The organism is Mitsuaria sp. 7, assembly GCF_001653795.1.
In the GTDB taxonomy this organism is placed as follows: Bacteria; Pseudomonadota; Gammaproteobacteria; order Burkholderiales; family Burkholderiaceae_C; genus Roseateles.
In genome coordinates this window covers 2,428,784-2,443,756 of sequence record NZ_CP011514.1, presented here as the reverse complement: position 1 = coordinate 2,443,756, position 14,973 = coordinate 2,428,784, and the positions used below count along the sequence as shown (strand labels likewise).

Annotated in this window: 13 protein-coding genes; 8 read left to right on the top strand and 5 right to left on the bottom strand. The window is 68.1% G+C overall.

The features are described from left to right. Positions 1 to 173: 173 nt before the first annotated feature. Complete coding sequence (locus ABE85_RS10860; protein ID WP_082938527.1) at positions 174 to 3,650, top strand: S41 family peptidase; 3,477 nt, start codon at positions 174 to 176, stop codon at positions 3,648 to 3,650. Positions 3,651 to 3,695: 45 nt separating this feature from the next. Here ABE85_RS10860 and ABE85_RS10855 read toward each other — a convergent pair whose 3' ends face one another. From ABE85_RS10855 to tsaE, 3 genes are read right to left on the bottom strand one after another with little or no spacing between them, the layout of a single operon-like run. Next, positions 3,696 to 4,109, bottom strand: a complete 414-nt coding sequence (locus ABE85_RS10855) for a hypothetical protein (RefSeq protein ID WP_067273842.1) — start codon at positions 4,107 to 4,109, stop codon at positions 3,696 to 3,698. Continuing rightward, on the bottom strand, positions 4,106 to 5,602 hold the full coding sequence (locus ABE85_RS10850; RefSeq protein WP_409072583.1) for an N-acetylmuramoyl-L-alanine amidase: 1,497 nt from the start codon (positions 5,600 to 5,602) through the stop codon (positions 4,106 to 4,108). The genes ABE85_RS10855 and ABE85_RS10850 overlap by 4 nt, the downstream gene beginning before the upstream one ends. 37 nt (positions 5,603 to 5,639) lie before the next feature. Further along, positions 5,640 to 6,146 (bottom strand): tRNA (adenosine(37)-N6)-threonylcarbamoyltransferase complex ATPase subunit type 1 TsaE, encoded by a 507-nt coding sequence (gene tsaE / locus ABE85_RS10845; protein ID WP_067273839.1) that lies wholly within the window; start codon positions 6,144 to 6,146, stop codon positions 5,640 to 5,642. A 95-nt stretch (positions 6,147 to 6,241) separates the two neighbouring features. Here tsaE and queG point away from each other — a divergent pair, with 95 nt between their 5' ends. The 3 genes from queG (at position 6,242) to ABE85_RS10830 (ending at position 9,065) form a co-directional block, all read left to right on the top strand. Next, positions 6,242 to 7,297 (top strand): tRNA epoxyqueuosine(34) reductase QueG, encoded by a 1,056-nt coding sequence (gene queG, locus ABE85_RS10840; protein WP_067282427.1) that lies wholly within the window; start codon positions 6,242 to 6,244, stop codon positions 7,295 to 7,297. A 152-nt stretch (positions 7,298 to 7,449) separates the two neighbouring features. Further along, the gene (locus ABE85_RS10835) at positions 7,450 to 8,304 is read left to right on the top strand and encodes a transporter substrate-binding domain-containing protein (RefSeq protein WP_067273836.1); all 855 of its coding nucleotides are present in this window, start codon (positions 7,450 to 7,452) and stop codon (positions 8,302 to 8,304) included. Between the two features lie 71 nt (positions 8,305 to 8,375). Continuing rightward, entirely contained in the window at positions 8,376 to 9,065 is a 690-nt protein-coding gene (locus ABE85_RS10830; RefSeq protein WP_067273832.1) for an amino acid ABC transporter permease, read from the top strand. Here ABE85_RS10830 and ABE85_RS10825 read toward each other — a convergent pair. Further along, on the bottom strand, positions 9,043 to 9,924 hold the full coding sequence (locus ABE85_RS10825) for a LysR family transcriptional regulator (RefSeq protein ID WP_067273830.1): 882 nt from the start codon (positions 9,922 to 9,924) through the stop codon (positions 9,043 to 9,045). The genes ABE85_RS10830 and ABE85_RS10825 overlap by 23 nt on opposite strands. A 128-nt stretch (positions 9,925 to 10,052) precedes the next feature. On the opposite strand from ABE85_RS10825, the gene ABE85_RS10820 reads away from it, so the two are divergent. The 3 genes from ABE85_RS10820 (at position 10,053) to ABE85_RS10810 (ending at position 12,902) form a co-directional block, all read left to right on the top strand. Continuing rightward, positions 10,053 to 10,973 (top strand): amino acid ABC transporter substrate-binding protein, encoded by a 921-nt coding sequence (locus ABE85_RS10820; protein WP_409072582.1) that lies wholly within the window; start codon positions 10,053 to 10,055, stop codon positions 10,971 to 10,973. A gap of 18 nt (positions 10,974 to 10,991) precedes the next feature. Further along, entirely contained in the window at positions 10,992 to 11,768 is a 777-nt protein-coding gene (locus ABE85_RS10815; RefSeq protein ID WP_067273826.1) for an aspartate/glutamate racemase family protein, read from the top strand. Between the two features lie 156 nt (positions 11,769 to 11,924). Next, entirely contained in the window at positions 11,925 to 12,902 is a 978-nt protein-coding gene (locus ABE85_RS10810; RefSeq protein ID WP_067273822.1) for a tripartite tricarboxylate transporter substrate binding protein BugE, read from the top strand. A gap of 65 nt (positions 12,903 to 12,967) precedes the next feature. Here ABE85_RS10810 and ABE85_RS10805 read toward each other — a convergent pair whose 3' ends face one another. Further along, positions 12,968 to 13,195, bottom strand: a complete 228-nt coding sequence (locus ABE85_RS10805) for a hypothetical protein (protein WP_067273818.1) — start codon at positions 13,193 to 13,195, stop codon at positions 12,968 to 12,970. A 414-nt stretch (positions 13,196 to 13,609) separates the two neighbouring features. Here ABE85_RS10805 and aceA point away from each other — a divergent pair, with 414 nt between their 5' ends. Further along, entirely contained in the window at positions 13,610 to 14,908 is a 1,299-nt protein-coding gene (gene aceA, locus ABE85_RS10800; protein WP_409072581.1) for an isocitrate lyase, read from the top strand. Positions 14,909 to 14,973 lie beyond the last annotated feature (65 nt).

The window sequence follows — 14,973 nt, the reverse complement described above, 5'->3', positions numbered from 1 at the left end:
CGCTTGACGCCTGTGGCCCCCTGCACCAGCGGCCAACGCCCCGGTCGCCGCACGCAAGCGGTCTCCAAAGGGAAAACACCGACCCGCAGAGCGCGCAAACCCCGGGGGTGAGCTTCGTCATGGTGAATTCACAGGGCTATTCTCGCCCGCTGTTTTCACCGCCGATCACGCTCATGCAACACAGCATTCTCAGCAAGGCCATCACCGTGGCCCTGAGCTTGACCGCCGCGATCGCGGCGGCACCGACGCAGGCCCAACAGGCAGCGTCCACGACCGCTTCCGCCACAGCAGCAGCGGCGCCCGCGCCTGCCGTGACGCTGCTGCTGCGCGATCCCGCCGTGTCCGCACGCCACCTGGCCTTCGTGTACGGCGGCGACCTGTGGATCGCCAACCGCGACGGCACCCAGCCGCGCCGGCTCGCCGGTCATGCGGCCGGTGAATTCGCGCCGCGCTTCTCGCCCGACGGCCAGTGGATCGCGTTCTCCGCCGGCTACGACGGCAACACCGATGTCTACGTGATCGCCGCCGGTGGTGGTCAACCGCGCCGCCTGACCTGGCACCCGGCCGCCGATCAGGTGACCGGCTGGAGCCCCGATGGCAAGCGCGTGCTGTTCGCCTCCAACCGCGAGGTGCTGAACACCCGCAGCAAGCAGCTGTTCGAGGTGCCGGTGGACGGCGGCTTTGAACAGAAGGTCATGGAGGCCGTCGCCTACGAGGGCGTGTGGTCGCCCGACGGCACGCGCCTGGCCTACCGCCCGAACGGTTCCGCCTACTCCGGCCCGAGCGGCTGGCGCCAGAGCCGCGGCGGCTCGACGCCGCCGATCTGGATCATCGATCCCAAGGGCAAGACCTGGGAGGAGATCCCGCATGTCAACGGGACCGACAGCAACCCGATCTGGATGGGCGACGAGGTCGTCTTCATCTCCGATCGCAACGACGGCGCGGCCAACCTCTTCGCGTTCAACACGAAGACCAAGGCGCTGCGCCAGCTGACGAAGGAAACCGTCTGGGACGTGCGCAGCGCCGACGGCCGTGATGGCCGCATCGTCTACGAGGCGGGCGGACAGCTGAAGGAAGTGGGCATCGACGGCGGCGCGTCGCGCTTCCTGAGCATCGCGCTGAACGAGCCGAGCAACGAGGCACGCGTGCAGTGGAAGGACGCCGCCAAGACGATGACCGGCGCCTCGCTGTCGGCCACCGGCAAGCGCGTCGTGGTCAGCGCGCGCGGCGAGGTCTTCTCCGTGCCGGTGAAGGACGGCGTCGTGCGCAACCTGACGCAGACCTCCGGCGTGCGAGAGAAAGACGCCCTGTGGAGCCCCGACGGCCAGCAGGTCGCGTATGTCTCCGATGAGCCCGGCATGCGCCATCAGGTCGTGATCCGCGACCAGCTCGGCGACCAGGCTGCCAACAAGCCCACCCGCAAGCTGCTGCTGCCGGAGGCCGGCTACTACACGCTGCTCGCGTGGTCGCCCGACGGCGCGCGGCTGGTGCTGCAGGACAACCACCTGAACCTGTACCAGCTGGCGCTGACCGGCGCTCAGTCGGGCAAGCTGGCGAAGATCGACAGCAGCGAGCGCCGCGCCGGTTTCGACGTCGGCTTCTCGCCCGACGGCCGCTACCTGGCCTACACGGTGGTCGGCAAGAACTTCTTCAGCCAGGTCCGCATCGTCGACTTCCAGACCGGCCAGCAGCACACCGTCACCGACGGCCTGAGCCACGCGGGCCTGCCGGCGTTCTCGACCAAGGGCGACGTGCTGTTCTTCGCCGCGTCGATCAACTCGGGCCCGGCGCAGGTGGGCCTGGACATGTCCACGCAGGAACGCGCGGTGCGCATGGGCCTGTACGCGGCGGTGCTGCGCGCGGACGGCAAGTCCCCGCTCGAGCCCAAGGCCGGCGATGAAGACGGCAAGGACGGCAAGGACGGCAAGGACAAGAAGGCCGACGAGGACAAGAAGGACGACAAGTCCGAGAAGGGTGACAAGGCGGACAAGTCGGAGAAATCCGAGAAGGCCGACAAGGACGCCAAGGACGACAAGAAGTCCGACAGGAAGGACGACGGCAAGGACGTCAAACCCAAGGTCAAGCCGGTGCGCATCGACTTCGTCGGCCTGAAGGACCGCATCGTCGGTCTGCCGGTGTCGACCGCGCGTTACGACGACCTGGCGGTCGCGGACGACGGCGCGCTGTTCTACATCGAGCGCAGGCAGCCGGGCGTGTCCATCGACGCCGAAGGCGGCAACGGCGGCAAGGGCGACCTGTACCGCTTCGACTTCGAGGAGAAGAAGGCGAAGATGGTCAAGCCGCAGATCCAGGGCTACAGCCTGAGCCCCGACGGCAAGAAGATCCTGCTGAGCCCGGGCGGCGGTCGGCTTGAGATCGCCGATGCCAAGGAGAAGATCGACACCAAGAGCATCGACCTGTCGGGCCTGAAGACCCGCGTGGATCCGCGCGCCGAATGGCGCCAGATCTTCGACGAGACCTGGTGGATGGAGAAGGAGTTCTTCTACGACCCCAAGCTGCACGGCCTCGACTGGAACGGCATCTATCAACGCTACTCGCCGCTGGTGGCGGGCGTGCAGCGCCGCGAGGACCTGAACGATCTGCTGGTCGAGATGATCGGCGAGCTGCAGGTCGGCCACAACCGCGTGGGCGGCGGCGACGTGCACCAGGAGGGCCGTGTCGCGGTGGGTCTGCTGGGCGCGGACTTCAGCGTCGAGGGCGGCAAGTACCGCATCAAGACGATCTTCAAGGGCGACCGCTGGGATCCCTACCTGAAGGCGCCGCTGGCGGCGCCGGGCTTGGGCGTCAAGGAAGGCGACTATCTGCTGGCGGTCAACGGCCAGCCGGTGGACGGCGCGCACAACCTGTACCAGCAGTTGGAGAACACGGTCGGCAAGCAGGTGCAGCTGACGGTGTCGGCCAACGCGAACGGGCAGGGCGCGCGTCGCGTGACCGTGGAGCCGGTCGCGACCGAGGGTCGTCTGCGCCAGTGGGCCTGGATCGACCACAACCGCGAGGAAGTGGATCGCCTGAGCGGCGGGAAGATCGCCTACGTCTACATGCCCGACACGGCGGGTCCGGGCTTCCAGCATTTCAACCGGATGTTCTTCGGCCAGGTGGACAAGCCGGGGCTGATCGTCGATGACCGCCGCAACGGCGGCGGCCAGGCGGCGAACTACGTCGTCGAACTGCTGAACCGCAGCTACCTCGGCAGCTGGAAGGACCGCGACGGCCTGATCTACGACACGCCCGCAGGCGCCATCTACGGCCCCAAGGCGATGCTGATCGACCAGGACGCGGGTTCGGGCGGCGACTTCATGCCGTATGCGTTCAAGCGCACGGGCCTGGGCCCCTTGATCGGCAAGCGGACCTGGGGCGGCCTGATCGGCATCTCGGCGAACCCGGGCCTGATCGACGGCGGCGTCCTGGTGGTGCCGTTCTTCCGCTTCTTCACGCCGGAAGGCGAGTGGCGCATCGAGAACGAAGGCGTCTCGCCGGACATCGATGTCGACCTGGATCCGGTGGCGGTCAACGCCGGCCGCGATGTGCAGCTCGAAGCGGGCGTCGCGAGCGTCCTCGAACGCCTCAAGACCTGGAAGCCGATCCAGCGCACGGTTGCTCCGCCGATGCCGACGCAGGTCGGCAAGTAAGGCGTCTCGCTGATGCAGAACAGGACGGGGCTTCGGCCCCGTTTTTCATTGGAGCAAGGATGTGGCGAGCGCCAATGCCCCTAACGCGATTCTGACGAGCGCCGCAATCCCAACTGCCAGCCACGCCGACTTGAACGTCCCATCGGCCGCCTTGTGAGCGCGATGACAGCCCCGCAGGATGAGCCATGTGGGCAAGCTCAGGACGAGCCACACCGGCATGTGGGCCAGGAACTGCGAGATGACATCAGGCGGCGTGTGCCTCAGGCACCACCACCAGACGGCGGTCGCCGCCACGAAGAAGCCGAGCGTCAGTTGACGTGCACGCGCCGATGCCGTTTGCAGATTGGTGAACGCCAGAACGCCCGCCGCGGGCGGTCCGCCGATGAACCCCGCCAGCAGGATCGAGCCGAACCCGAACAGCGGCCGGGGCGCCGCGGGCTGATCGTCGAGCACCGTCACAGCGCGCGATGTCTTGCGGCGAGCGGCGGGTTCTTCGCGAAGTACCGCGCGATGCCCGTCGCCAGCGCCTTGACCAGGTCGTCCTGGTAGTCCGGGTCGCGCAACCGGGCTTCTTCCTCGGGGTTGGAGATGAAGGCCGTCTCCACCAGGATGGACGGGACGTCCGGCGCCTTCAGCACCGCGAAGCCGGCCTGCTCGACGCTGCCCTTGTGCAGCTTGGCCAGCTTGCCGATCTGCCCCAGCACCTCGCCGCCCAGCTTCAGGCTGTCCTTGATCTGCGCCGACGTGCTCATGTCCAGCATCGCGCGCAGCACGCCGGCATCCTTGACGACCTTGGTGTTCACGCCGCCGATCACGTCGGCCGCGTTTTCCTTGTCGGCCATCCAGCGCGCGTTGGTCGAGCTCGCGCCGCTGGTCGACAGCGCGAAGACCGAGGCGCCCCGCGCCTTCGGCGTGATGAACGCGTCCGCGTGGATCGACACGAACAGGTCGGCCTGCACGCGCCGCGCCTTGCGCACGCGCTCGTTCAGCGGGACGAAGAAGTCCGCGTCGCGCGTCATCATCACGCGGATGCGCGGGTTGGCGTTCAGCCGGTCGCGCAGCTTCTTGCCGATCGCCAGCACCACGTCCTTCTCTCTCAGGCCCGTGGGGCCGATCGCGCCCGGATCCTCGCCGCCGTGGCCGGGATCGATCGCGATCACGATCAGCCGGTCCAGCTTGGTCTGGCTCATCTCCGGCGCCACTTCCTTGAGCGGCGGGGAGGGCGGCGGCGGGGTGTCGATCTTCGCGATCGCGGTCGAGCTGGCGGGACGTTGCGGCGGCGTCGCAGCGGCGCTCGCGGCCTGCTCGGCCGACGAGGCCGCCGTCAGCGGCCGGTCGATGCGGCCAATCAGCTCGCCCAGCGCGTCGTTCACCGACTGCGCCGCAGCGGTCTCCGCGGCTTCCTTGCCGCGCACCAGGTCCAGCAGCGGATCACGCTCGCGCGTGGGGTACAGGTCCAGCACCAGCCGGTTCTGGTAGGCCGCCACAGGTTCGATCGTGAACACCTGCGGCGCCACCGTCTGCTTCAGGTCCAGCACGATGCGCACCACGCGCGGCTGGTTCTGACCCACGCGCACGCCCGCGATGAACGGGTCGTCGGGCTTGACCTTGCCCAGCAGTTCCTTCAAGCCCGCGTTCAGCTCGAGCCCGTCGATGTCGATGACGAGCCGGTCCGGATTCGCCGCCATGAAGCTCTTCGCGGCCAACTGACGATCGGACTCGATGGTCACGCGCGTGTAGTCGCTCGCCGGCCACACGCGCACCGCGACGATGTTGGTGGCGCTCGCCGCCAGCGCCGGCGCGGCGGGCAGCACGGAGAAGCTCAGCACCGTCGCGCCCATGCGTCCCAGGGCCTTGCGGCGGCTCCGCGAGGGCAGGTCGGCGAGCGTCGGCGTCGTGTCGACGGTCGTGTCCGCGGTGGAGGAGGGCAGGCCGGTCATGTCTCCGTTCATGTCTGCGTTCATGTGAGGCGTGGCGGTTGCGGTCGGATCAGTGGGAAGGTCCGGCCAGTTGCCGGTCCAGCTCGACCAGCAAATCCTGACCCCGCACCGTGTGCGCTTCGGCCCGAACGTCGCGGCTGTCGTCGTCGTTGACCGACAGGAACAGCCGCAGGTCCGGCGCGGGCAGCATGCCGGCGGCCTTCTCGGGCCATTCGCTGAGCTTGAGCCCCGGCGCGGCAAAGAGGTCGCGGAAGCCCGCGTCCTCCCACTCGCGCGGATCGCTGAAGCGGTAGAAGTCGAAATGATGGGCGGGTCGGCCGGACAGTCCCGGCGGGGCGTAGTCTTCGACCACCGCGTAGCTCGGGCTCTTGATGCGGCCGGTGACGCCCAGCGCGCGCAGCAGATGACGGACCAGGCTGGTCTTGCCGGCCCCCAGGCCGCCGTCGAGTTCGACGCTCAGGTCCGCGATCTGCGGACACCTGGCCAACGCCTGTGCGAAACGTTCGCAGGCGGCCTCATCGGGCCAACGGTACGGGCGGGTTTCTAGAATGCTCAACTGCGATGAATTCCCTGGTCAACACCCCACGGCCCGACGCGTCCTCCGACGACCCGTCCGGCCCCTCCCGAGACCCCGACGCGCTGCAGGCGCTGATGGTCGAGGTCCGCGCCTGGGCGCTTGAGTTCGGATTCTCACAGATTGGGGTGGCCCACGTCGATCTGAGCGATGCGGAAGCCGGCCTGCAGGCCTGGCTGGACGCCGGTTTCCATGGCGAGATGCAGTACATGGCCGCCCACGGCCTCAAGCGCGCCCGGCCCGCCGAGCTGGTGCCGGGCACGATCAGCATCCTGACCGCGCGCATGGACTACCTGCCCGAGGCCGCCGGCGACGACTGGCAGGACCGCGAATGGGCCGCGATGCGCGATCCGTCGCGCGCGCAGGTCTCGCTGTACGCCCGCGGCCGGGACTATCACAAGGTGCTGCGCCAGCGGCTGCAGCAGCTGGCCGACCGCATCCAGGACCGCGTCGGGACGATGGGCCATCGCGTGTTCACCGACTCCGCGCCGGTGCTGGAGGTCGAGCTCGCGAGCCGCTCCGGCATCGGCTGGCGCGGCAAGCACACGCTGACGCTGCACCGCGACAGCGGCTCGATGTTCTTCCTCGGCGAGATCTACCTCGACCTCGAGCTGCCGGCCAGCGAGCCGGTCACCGCGCATTGCGGCCAGTGCCGCGCCTGCCTGGACGCCTGTCCGACCGGGGCGATCATCGCCCCATACCGGCTCGACGCGCGGCGCTGCATCAGCTACCTGACGATCGAGCAGGACGGGCCAATTCCCATCGAGTTCCGCGAGGCGATCGGCAACCGCATCTACGGTTGCGACGACTGCCAGCTCGCCTGTCCGTGGAACAAGTTCGCGCGCAGGAATGCGCTGCCCGACTTCGACTGGCGCGAGCCGCTGGGGAACGCGTCGCTGCTGAGCCTGTTCGCCTGGGACGAGGCGACCTTCCTCAAGCGCACCGAAGGTTCGGCTATCCGCCGCATCGGCCATGCGCGATGGCAGCGCAACATCGCCGTGGCGATGGGCAACGCGCTGAGGCAAGACCTGACGCCGGACCTGCGCGCGCAGATGCGCGCCGCGCTGGAAGCCGCGTCGCAGGACGCGACGCCTCTGCTCGCGGAGCACATTTCCTGGGCGCTCGATTCCTGATGTCCTGACGCCTTGGCGACCACGCGGGCCGCTGCGGGCCGCTGCGGCGCGATGCGATGCCGATGAATGCTGGCATCGTCGTCATGCGAACTGAATGACACCCCCGGAACACTGCGAAGGCTCGGCCCATCAACGGCGCCATCGAGTCCACCATGTTCCGGGAGAAGACCGTGCACCCCACACGCCGACAATTCGTCGCAGGCGCCGCCGCCACCATCGCTGCGGGCGCCGCGCCGCTGGTGGGCGCGCAGCCGTCGGAATCGACCCTGTCCCGGGTCAGGCGCACCGGCAGCTTGCGGCTGGGCGTCGTCCCCGGTGCCGTCCCGTACGCCGTGAAGGACCTGGTCTCGGGCGAGTACCAGGGCTTCTGCATCGACCTGGGCCGGGACCTGGCGCGCCATCTCCAGGTCGACGTGACCTGGGTCGACACCAGCTGGGGTAACGCGATCCTGGACCTGCGCACCGACAAGGTCGACGCGCACTTCGGCCTCGCCCCGACGGCGCAGCGGCGCCAGGCCGTCGATTTCACGGAGCCCCTGTTCAACAACATGAACAGCGTCGTGGCCAGGAAGGGCCTGCAGTTCCAGACCTGGGCCGACATCGACCGGCCCGGCGTGACCGTCGCGGTGGACGTGGGATCGAGTCATGACCAGCTCGCCACGCGCCTGCTGAAGCAGGCGGACGTGCGACGCTTCGATTCGATCGCCGCCGCCACCCTGGCCGTGCAGAGCGGCCGGGCCGACTGCCAGATCCTCGCGATCCTGCTGTCCACCGCGCTGGTGGCGAAGCGGCCTGACATCGGCCACCTCGTGCTGCCCACGCCCTACGACACCGCACCCTCGTGCATCGGCGTCCGTCAGCAGTCCGATCCCCGGTTCGTGCAGGTGCTGAATGCCTGGATCGCCGAGGCCCGCGCCAGCGGCCGCGTACGGGCCGCACTCGTCGCCAACATGCACAGGCTGGCCAAGGTCTCGGTCGACAGCTTCCCGCCGCAGGTCCGGATTTGAACCGTCGCGACCGGCCGCTCGGCCGACCGCTCAGCCGGCATCGCTGAGCGGCCGGGACCGGCAGCACCAGCATGTACCAGTGGGACTTCGCTTCCCTGTGGCAATACCGGGGCCTCGTCGCCGGGGGCGTGCTCACGACGCTCCTGTACACGGTGGTCGTCATCCTCACCGGCCTGCCGCTGGGCGTGCTTGCCGGCCTCGGACAGCTCTCCTCCCATCGCCTGCTGGCGGGCGCGTTGCGCGCCTACGTCGAGGTGTTCCGCTGCACACCGGTGCTGGTCCAGCTCGTGTGGTTCTACTACGCGCTGCCCGTCATCCTGGGCATCGAGCTGGCGCCCGGAACGGCGGCCGTCCTCTGCCTGACGCTCTATGGCGGCGCCTTCTACGCCGAGATCGTCCGCGCCGGTGTCCAGTCCATCGCCGTGGGTCAGCAGGAGGCCGGCCTGGCGCTGGGGATGACCCGGGGTCAGGTGTTGCGCAGCATCGTCCTGCCGCAAGCCTTCCGGCGCATGGTGCCGCCGCTGGTCAGCCAGTCCATCCTGCAGTTCAAGAACACCTCGCTGCTGTCGGTCCTGGCCATCCCGGACCTGCTTTACCAGGGCCAGGTCATCGCGCATGAAACCTATCGCCCGATGGAGATCTACACGCTGATCGCGGTCGTCTACTTCCTGATGCTGCTGCCCGCCACGCTGCTCGCAAGGCGCCTTGAAGCCTCCGCCGTGCGGGCATCCGGCGGACTCAGTCCTCGATCGCCTTCCTGAACGCCGCGATGAAGTCCGCGACCGGCTGCGGCGAACGCAGCCCCTGCGGCTGGACGGCGCGCACCTCGACCGGCACTTCCGGCAGCAGCGTGCGGATGTGCAGGTCGCCGCCGCTGGCCTGCGCGGTGAACGAATCGATGATGGCGGGCCCGAATCCCTGCTCGGCCATCACCATCGCGATGTGGTGCGTCTGCACCGTGATGCCGGCGCGCGGCGACAGCGCCAGCCGCGCCCACTGGTCGGCGAGCACGGCGCCCAGCGGATCGCGCTCGTCGATGCGGATGAAGGGTTCGCGCAGCAGGTCCTGGAGCGCCACCGTCGTGCGACGGTCCGCCGCCGCCTTGCCCCGAGGCGACGCGCACACCAGCCGCCCCGTGGCGACGAGTTCGTCCGACAGCGCCGCGTGGGACGGACGCCCGTACACGATGCCCACGTCGCCCTCCTGCAGCAGCATCGCCCGCGCGATGTCGTTGGAGTGCAGCGTCCGCACGCTGATCGGCAGGTCGCGATAGCGTCGCCGGAAGGCCTTCAAGGCTTCGGGCAGGGCCTTCACCGCCAGCGAGGGCACGATCAGGATGCGGAAGCCCTGACCCTCGCCGGTGCCCAGCGCCGTGGCCATGCGCCGCACCGATTCGAGCTGGGACATCAGCGCCTGCACCTCGGGGTAGAGCGCCTGCGCCTCGCGCGTCGGCATCAGGCGCCGCCGTTGCCGCGTGAACAGCGCGTACCCCAACTGCAGCTCGGCCAGCTGCAGCGACTGGGTCACCGCCGGCTGGGTGACATGCAGCAGCTTCGAGGCCGCGCTCACGGAGCCGGTCAGCATGACCGCGTGGAAGACCTCGATGTGCTTCAGGCGCATGGATGCGGGCAGGCGACGAACATAAGCCCAGCTTATACGAAGCGGCGCGATGCCGATGCACGCCGGCACCGATGGTCACTATCGTCGAGCCCATGCAAACTCCACCTCTCCCGACAAAGGAAACCGCCATGAAGATGCCCGCTCCCCGTGCCGTCGCCGTGTCCTTCGCCTCGATGGCGTCGATCGCCGTCTGTGCCCTGACCGCGGGGCCCGCCGCGGCGCAGCCCGCGGGCACGCTCGAGAAGGTGAAGGCCGCCGGCGTCATCACCGTCGCGTACCGGGATTCCTCGATCCCGTTCTCCTACCTCGGCGCGGACGGGCAGCCGACCGGCTTCGGCTGGGAGATCTGCGGCAAGGTCGTGGAGCAGGTGAAGAAGGCCACCGGCCGCGCCGACCTGAAGGTGGCCACGCAGTCCGTGACCTCGCAGAACCGCATCCCGCTGCTGGACAACGGCACCATCGACATCGAGTGCGGTTCCACCACCAACAACAGCGACCGCGCCAAACAGGTGGACTTCGCGATCAACTACTTTTACACGGGCACGCGGCTGCTGGTGAAGTCCAGCTCGCCGATCAAGACCTTCGCCGACCTCAAGGGGCGCAAGGTCGTGTCGACCACCGGCACGACCAACTACCAGGTGATGCGGCGGATGAACCAGGAGCAGAACCTGGGCTTCGAGCTGATCAGCGCCAAGGACCACGCCGACGCCGCGCTGCTGGTGCAGTCGGGCCGGGCGGACGCCTTCGCGATGGACGACATCCTGCTGTACGGGCTGCGCGCCGGCGCGCTCAATCCGGCCGAGCTCGCGGTGGTCGGCGATCCGGTGCAGGTCGAGCCCTACGCGATCATGGTCCGCAAGGACGACGTCGCGTTCAAGAAGCTGGTCGACGCCACGCTGACGGGGCTGATGAAGAGCGGGGAGTTCGAGGCGCTCTACAAGAAGTGGTTCCAGTCGCCGATCCCGCCCAAGGGCATCACGCTGGGCGCGACCATGAGCCGCGAGCTGCAGGAGAACCTGCAGGCGCTGTCGGACAAGCCCGCGCGCTGATCCCCGGACGGTCCCGAGATGACGCACACCACACCGCGCGCCGCGCGCGGCGCGGGCGCAGCCTTGCCCGCCGCACCAGGCATCGTCGGCATCCTCGGCGGTATGGGGCCGCTGGCGACCGTCGACTTCATGCGCAAGCTGCTGGACGCCACGCCGGCCGCCACGGACCAGGAGCACATCCCCGTCGTGGTGAGCAGCATCCCGCAGGTGCCCGACCGCACGGCGGCCTTCCGCGGCGAGGGCGAGTCGCCGCTGGCCGCGATGATCGTCAGCGGTCGGCGCCTCGCCGCGGCGGGCGCGGGCGTGGTGGTCGTGCCGTGCAACACCGCGCACCTGTGGTTCGACGACCTCGAGCAGGCGCTGGGACTGCCGATGATCCATCTCGTCGATGCGGCGATCGCGGAGGCGCTGGCCCTCGTGCCCGAAGGCGGCAAGGTGGGGCTGCTGTCGACCGACGCGACGCTGGCCTCCGGCCTCTACCTGAACCGCAGGCCGCCGCAGGGCAGGGCCGTGCAATGGCTGCTGCCCACGGCGGCCGAGATGATCGAGCTGATCGAGCCGGCCATCGCGGAGGTCAAGGCGGGACAGCTCGCGGCAGCGGCGCCGCGACTGGCCGCGGCCGCGTTGCGCCTGCGGGCACGGGGCGCGCGCGCGCTCGTGCTCGGATGCACCGAGATCCCGCTGGTGCTCGATGAGCCGTCGGCCGGACTGCCGGTGATCGATGCGACCGCGGCGCTGGCGCGCCGGGCCGTTGAATGGGCGACGCGGGGAGGCCTCCCGGACCACGGCCGCTGATCGACATCGGAACTCCCGAACGCCGCCTCAGGCCGTGCCGGGGGTTTCCCGCCCCTGCGACGCGGTCTCTACGTAGTTCCGCTAGGCCGGGCCCGTCGGCGACATACTTAAGCTGTTCCGATCACGTTATCCATTGTTCACAAGACGAGGAGCCCAATGAACCGTCGCTCGATCCTCCAACACGGCCTGCTGCTGAGCACGCTGTCGCTGTCCTGCGCCGTCGCGCTGGCCCAGTCCTATCCGACCAAGCCGGTGAAGCTGGTGGTGCCGTTCGCGCCGGGCGGCACGACCGACATCGTGGCCCGCGTCGTCGCGCAGCACATCAACGGTCCGCTCGGCCAGACCATGATCGTCGAGAACAAGGCCGGCGGCGGCGGCATCATCGGCGCCAACGACACGGCCAAGTCCGCGCCGGACGGCTACTCGCTGGGCGTGGCCACCGTGTCCACCACGGCCACGAATCCAGCGATCAATCCCAAGACGCCGTACAACCCGCTGACGGACTTCACGCCCATAATCAACCTCGCGGCCACGCCCAACGTGATCGCGGTGCATCCGTCCTTCCCGGCCAAGGACTACAAGGCCTTCGTCGCCGAACTCAAGAAGAGCCCGGGCAAGTACAGCTACTCGACGTCGGGCACGGGCGGCATCGGCCACCTGCAGATGGAGCTGTACAAGAGCCTGACCGGCGTCTTCGTCACGCACATCCCGTACCGCGGCGCGGGCCCCGCGCTGAACGACACCGTCGCCGGCCAGGTGCCGATGATCTTCGACAACCTGCCGTCCGCGCTGCCCTTCATCAAGGACGGCCGCCTGATCGCGATCGCCGTGGCGGCGCCGCAGCGCCTGGCCGTGCTGCCCAACGTGCCGACCTTCAAGGAGCTCGGCCTGGAGCCCGTGAACCGCATGGCCTATTACGGCATCCTCGGCCCGAAGAACCTGCCCAAGGAAGTCGTCGCCAAGATCAACGAGGCCGCCCGCAAGACCGTCGAGATGCCCGAGGTCAGGAAGCGCATCGAGGAGACCGGCTCCATCGTGATCGGCAATACGCCGGAGCAGTTCTCCGAGCAGATCAAGGCCGAGTACGCGGTCTACAAGAAGGTCGTCGAGCAGCAGAAGCTCAAACTCGACTGAGCCCGCCGGCTCGACAACGGAAAAGGGCGTCCCGAGGGACGCCCTTTTTGCCATCAGGCTGGGGCTCAGAACAGCTTGCCCACGCCCAGGCCGTTCACCACGTTGCCCATCATGGGACCGGCGACTGCGCCGAGGACGTTGCTCAGCAGGCCACCGCCGGACGAACCCGCGCCGTTGCCACCCGTGATAGCACCCAGCAGTTGCGGAGCCAACGCACCAATTGCACCAATCATCATCTTCTCCTTGAAGAAGCCGCCGCGCGATCGGGAGGTCGCCACGGTGCCGCGAAGCACAACCGGTTGTCCCGACGCGCGGCGGCCTGAAATCAGGTCGCGGCACGAATCCCCTAGTGCGGATGGGGGGCGGTCGGGGTCAGGCTTGAAGCTGCCGCCTATCCATCGACGACTGCTGCAAATGAGGGATGGCCTCCTCAATCCGTCTTGAATCCGCCTCGACCGCCGGGGATGCGAATTCCGGATCATGAAAAGACTTTGCCGGCATGCAAAAAACCGGCGTGCTGCAGTGCCGCAAGATTTCTCATCATGGAAGACCTACTCTCACGATACGGTTTTCGTTTTGCAAGTTGTTGATTTTAAAGAATTAAAAAATCAGTCTTATATAAGACATCGGGCGACACGCCGGAAGGCGGGACGACTAGATTTGAGTCATCGGTTTAGCAACTTCACTCGAACCATCAGGAGCTCACCATGACGACCTTGACCCGCGAACAGCAGATCGCCGCCCTCGAAAAAGACTGGGCGGAAAACCCCCGGTGGAAGGGCATCCAGCGCGGCTACACGGCGGCCGACGTGGTCCGCCTGCGCGGCTCCATCAACATCGAGCACACGCTGGCCAAGCGCGGCGCCGAGAAGCTGTGGAACCTCGTGAACACCGAGCCCTTCATCAACTCGCTGGGCGCGCTCACCGGCAACCAGGCCATGCAGCAGGTCAAGGCCGGCCTGAAGGCGATCTACCTGTCGGGCTGGCAGGTCGCCGGCGACGCCAACAGCAACGGCGAGATGTACCCCGACCAGTCGCTGTACTCGGTGGACTCGGTGCCGAAGGTGGTCAAGAAGATCAACGCCACCTTCAAGCGCGCCGACGAGATCCAGTGGAGCGAAGGCAAGAGCGACATCGACTACTTCGCCCCCATCGTGGCGGACGCGGAAGCCGGTTTCGGCGGTGTGCTGAACGCCTTCGAACTGATGAAGTCCATGATCGAGGCCGGCGCCTCGGGCGTGCACTTCGAGGACCAGCTGGCGGCCGCGAAGAAGTGCGGCCACATGGGCGGCAAGGTGCTGGTGCCCTCGCGTGAAGCGGTGGCCAAGCTGGTCGCGGCGCGTCTGGCCGCCGACACGATGGGCGTGCCCACCGTGCTGCTGGCCCGCACCGACGCCGAAGCCGGCGATCTGGTCACCAGCGACATCGACGACAACGACAAGCCCTTCTGCACCGGCGAGCGCACCGTCGAAGGCTTCTACCGCACCCGCAACGGCCTGGAACAGGCCATCAGCCGCGGCTTGGCCTACGCGCCGTACGCCGACATGATCTGGTGCGAGACGGGCAAGCCGGACCTGGCTTTCGCCAAGGCTTTCGCCGAAGCCATCCACGCGAAGTTCCCGGGCAAGCTGCTGGCCTACAACTGCTCGCCGAGCTTCAACTGGAAGAAGAACCTGGACGACGCCACCATCGCCAAGTTCCAGCGCGAGCTGGGCGCGATGGGCTACAAGTTCCAGTTCATCACGCTGGCCGGTTTCCACAGCCTGAACTACTCGATGTTCAACCTGGCCTACGGTTATGCGCGCAACAACATGAGCGCGTTCGTGGAACTGCAGGAAGCTGAATTCGCCGCCGCCGAGAAGGGCTTCACCGCCGTGAAGCACCAGCGCGAAGTGGGCACGGGTTACTTCGACGCGGTCACCACCACGATCGAAGCGCAGGCGTCGACCGCGGCGCTGAAGGGCTCGACGGAGGACGAACAGTTCTTCGACGCGAAGCACGGCTGATCCGCCGCGCCGCAGGCCCCGCCACCGCGGGGCCATGAAGCCGAAGGGGCTGCCGCGAGGCAGCC

Excerpts from the sequence above, each read along its gene's own strand:
- ABE85_RS10860 (WP_082938527.1), top strand. The coding sequence starts at position 174 with ATGCAACACAGCATTCTCAGCAAGGCCATCACCGTGGCCCTGAGCTTG.
- ABE85_RS10850 (WP_409072583.1), bottom strand. The coding sequence starts at position 5,602 with ATGAACGGAGACATGACCGGCCTGCCCTCCTCCACCGCGGACACGACC.
- queG (WP_067282427.1), top strand. The coding sequence starts at position 6,242 with ATGGTCGAGGTCCGCGCCTGGGCGCTTGAGTTCGGATTCTCACAGATT.
- ABE85_RS10835 (WP_067273836.1), top strand. The coding sequence starts at position 7,450 with ATGTTCCGGGAGAAGACCGTGCACCCCACACGCCGACAATTCGTCGCA.
- ABE85_RS10830 (WP_067273832.1), top strand. The coding sequence starts at position 8,376 with ATGTACCAGTGGGACTTCGCTTCCCTGTGGCAATACCGGGGCCTCGTC.
- ABE85_RS10825 (WP_067273830.1), bottom strand. The coding sequence starts at position 9,924 with ATGCGCCTGAAGCACATCGAGGTCTTCCACGCGGTCATGCTGACCGGC.
- ABE85_RS10820 (WP_409072582.1), top strand. The coding sequence starts at position 10,053 with ATGAAGATGCCCGCTCCCCGTGCCGTCGCCGTGTCCTTCGCCTCGATG.
- ABE85_RS10815 (WP_067273826.1), top strand. The coding sequence starts at position 10,992 with ATGACGCACACCACACCGCGCGCCGCGCGCGGCGCGGGCGCAGCCTTG.
- ABE85_RS10810 (WP_067273822.1), top strand. The coding sequence starts at position 11,925 with ATGAACCGTCGCTCGATCCTCCAACACGGCCTGCTGCTGAGCACGCTG.
- aceA (WP_409072581.1), top strand. The coding sequence starts at position 13,610 with ATGACGACCTTGACCCGCGAACAGCAGATCGCCGCCCTCGAAAAAGAC.